Annotated in this window: 3 protein-coding genes; all 3 read left to right on the forward strand. The window is 64.8% G+C overall.

Going from position 1 to position 3,316, the window contains the following annotated elements:
- Positions 1 to 1,383 (forward strand): choline-sulfatase (gene betC, locus EOA86_RS27680; protein ID WP_128344587.1); only part of this gene is annotated, 1,383 nt, incomplete at its 5' end.
- On the forward strand, positions 1,380 to 2,381 hold the full coding sequence (locus EOA86_RS27685) for a threonine/serine dehydratase (protein WP_128344588.1): 1,002 nt from the start codon (positions 1,380 to 1,382) through the stop codon (positions 2,379 to 2,381). The genes betC and EOA86_RS27685, both read left to right, overlap by 4 nt.
- The coding region (locus tag EOA86_RS27690) for a GMC family oxidoreductase N-terminal domain-containing protein (protein WP_206630147.1) at positions 2,374 to 3,316 on the forward strand (943 nt) is incomplete at its 3' end. The genes EOA86_RS27685 and EOA86_RS27690, both read left to right, overlap by 8 nt.

Consider the following 3,316-nt stretch of genomic DNA (forward strand, 5'->3'; position numbering starts at 1 on the left):
GCCTCGCCGCTCTGCGCGCCGGGCCGCGCCTCGTTCATGAGCGGGCAGTTACCATCGCGCACCGGAGTCTACGACAATGCCGCCGAATTCGTCTCGTCGATCCCGACCTTCGCCCATCACCTGCGGGCAGCCGGTTACTACACCTGCCTGTCGGGCAAGATGCATTTCGTCGGGCCGGACCAGTTGCATGGCTTTGAGGAACGGCTGACCACCGACATCTATCCGGCCGATTTCGGTTGGACGCCGGATTATCGCAAGCCCGGCGAGCGGATCGACTGGTGGTATCATAATCTCGGCTCGGTGGCCGGCGCCGGCGTCGCCGAGATCACCAACCAGATGGAGTATGACGACGAGGTTGCCTTCCATGGGGTGCAGAAGCTTTATGATTTCGCCCGCGTCTCCGACGACGCTTCGCGCCGGCCATGGTGCCTGACCGTTTCCTTCACCCATCCGCACGACCCCTATGTCGCCCGGCGGCGCTATTGGGATCTCTACGAGGACTGCCCGGCGCTTGAGCCCAAGGTGGGCTTCATTCACTACGACAAGCAGGATCCGCATTCGCAGCGGCTCTACCGGGCCAGCGACTATGACAGCTTCAAGATCACGCCGGAGCAGATCCGCCGCGCGCGGCGCGGCTATTTCGCCAACATCTCCTATGTCGACGACAAGCTCGGCGAGCTTCTGGATGTTCTCAAGCGAACACGCATGCTCGACGATACCATCATCCTGTTCTGCTCGGATCACGGCGACATGCTCGGCGAGCGCGGCCTGTGGTTCAAGATGTGCTTTTTCGAGGGCTCGGCGCGGGTGCCGCTGATGATCGCCGGCAAGGGCGTACCAGCAGGACTGATCAAGGCCCCAGTCTCCAATCTCGATGTCACCCCGACGCTTTGCGACCTCGCCGGCATCGACATGAGCGCGATTGCGCCATGGACCGACGGCCAGTCGCTGCTGCCGCTGCTCGACGGCAAGACGCGCACCGCACCCGTGCTGATGGAATATGTGGCCGAAGGCTCCAACGCGCCGATGGTGGCGATCCGCGACGACCGATACAAATTCATCCATTGCGAGATCGATCCGCCGCAACTGTTTGATCTTGACTCGGATTCGCGGGAATTGACCAATCTCGCCGCCGACCCGGCTCATGCCCCCTTACTGGCTGCTTTCACCGAAAAGGTCCGGGCGCGCTGGGACATGGCCGCTTTCGACGCCGCCGTCCGGACCAGCCAGGCGCGCCGCTGGGTGGTCTATCCGGCACTGCGCAACGGCACCCATTACCCCTGGGATTTCCAGCCGCTGCAGAAGGCATCTGAGCGCTACATGCGCAATCACATGAACCTCGACAATCTCGAAGAGAGCAAAAGGTATCCGCGAGGCGAATGATGACACCCCTTGTGCCCTCCCTAGATCATCTCAGGCAGGCCTATGCCGTCACCGCCAAGGCGACGCAGGTCACGCCATTGCTGGAATCGGCGGCGCTCGCCAGGGAGACGGGAGCTGCCCGTGTCTTCGTCAAGCCGGAATCGCTCCAATGGGCGGGATCGTTCAAGGTGCGCGGCGCCTATTGGCGGCTGAAGCGGCTGTCGCCCGATGAAGCCAGGAAGGGCGTCGTCGCCTATTCCTCCGGCAATTTCGCGCAAGGACTGGCCGCCGCCGGCCAGGCGCTGGGCATTCCGGTTACCATCGTCATGCCGATAGACGCGCCGGCCGCCAAGCGCGACGCAACGGCCGGCTATGGCGCGCGCGTGGTGCTGACCGACCATGGCGAACGCGCGCGTGAGGAGGTTGCCGCCGCCAAGGCGCGCGAGATCGCCGAGATCGAGGGGCTGGCGCTGCTGCATCCGTTCGACGACCCCGAGATCGTCGCCGGCCAGGCTGGTGCGGGGCTGGAGGCGCTCGAGCAACTCGATGCCAGGAATGCCAGCGCCGATCTGCTGCTCTGCGCGGTCGGCGGCGGCGGGCTGATCGGCGGCGTTTCGCTGGCTTTCCACTATCTGTCGCCGGCGACCGAGATCATCGGCGTCGAGCCGGAAGGTTTCAACGGCATGGGCGCGTCGCTGGCGAATGGCGCCATCGAGACCATGCCGATCGGGCCGAAATCGATCTGCGACGGGCTGATGGCGCGAAAGCCCGGCGACGCGCCGTTCGCAGCGGTCAGGACCGCGGGCGTTCGCGGCATCACCGTCGACGACCAATCGGTGCGCTGTGCGATGCGGATCGCCTTCGAGCGGATGAAGCTGGTGCTGGAACCTTCGGGCGCTGCATCGCTGGCGGCGCTGCTCGGCGGCAAGGTGGATGTGAGCGGCAAGACGGTGCTCGTGGTGGCAACCGGCGGCAATGTCTCGCTCACCGATTTCATGGCGCATATGAACCATGCTTGAGGCGGATTTCGTCATCATCGGCGCCGGCTCGGCCGGCTCGGCCATGGCCTACCGGCTGTCGGAAGACGGCAAATATTCGGTGATCGTCATCGAATTTGGCGGCAGCGACATCGGGCCGCTGATCCAGATGCCGTCGGCGCTGTCGATCCCGCTCAACATGAGCCTCTACGACTGGGGTTTTGCCAGCGAGCCGGAGCCGCATCTCGGCGGCCGCGTGCTGGCGACGCCGCGCGGCAAAGTCATCGGCGGCTCGTCCTCGATCAACGGCATGGTCTATGTGCGCGGCCACGCCCGCGACTTCGACCACTGGGCCGAACAGGGCGCGGCAGGCTGGGGGTTTGCCGACGTGCTCCCCTACTTCAAGCGCATGGAGGACGCCAACGGCGGTGAGAATGGCTGGCGCGGCCACGGCGGCCCGCTGACCGTGCAGCGCGGCTCAAGGACGAATCCACTCTACGGCGCCTTCGTCGAGGCAGGCCGTCAGGCCGGCTTCGAGCTGACCGACGACTACAACGGCGCGAAGCAGGAAGGCTTTGGGCCGATGGAACAGACCATCCGCGGCGGCCGCCGCTGGTCGGCGGCGAGCGCCTATCTCAGGCCGGCGCTCAGGCGGAAAAACGTTAGCCTGGTCAAGGGTTTCGCCCGGCGGGTGATCGTCGAGAATCAACGCGCCACCGGAGTCGAGATCGAAACGCGCAAACGGATTCAGGTGGTCAAGGCGCGACGTGAAGTGATCCTTGCCGCCTCCTCGATCAATTCGCCCAAGATCCTGATGCTGTCCGGCATCGGCCCGGCCGAACATCTCAGGGAATACGGCATTCAGGTAATCGCCGACCGGCCCGGCGTCGGTCGCAACCTGCAGGACCATATGGAGCTCTACATCCAGCAGGAATCGACGCAGCCCATCACGCTGAATTCGGTGCTGAATCCCTTCT

Source organism: Mesorhizobium sp. M5C.F.Ca.IN.020.32.2.1, from assembly GCF_004023105.1.
Taxonomy (GTDB): Bacteria; Pseudomonadota; Alphaproteobacteria; order Rhizobiales; family Rhizobiaceae; genus Mesorhizobium; species Mesorhizobium wenxiniae.

Bases quoted from the DNA above. Each gene is read 5' to 3' on its own strand.
- EOA86_RS27685 (WP_128344588.1), top strand. From the start codon at position 1,380: ATGATGACACCCCTTGTGCCCTCCCTAGATCATCTCAGGCAGGCCTAT.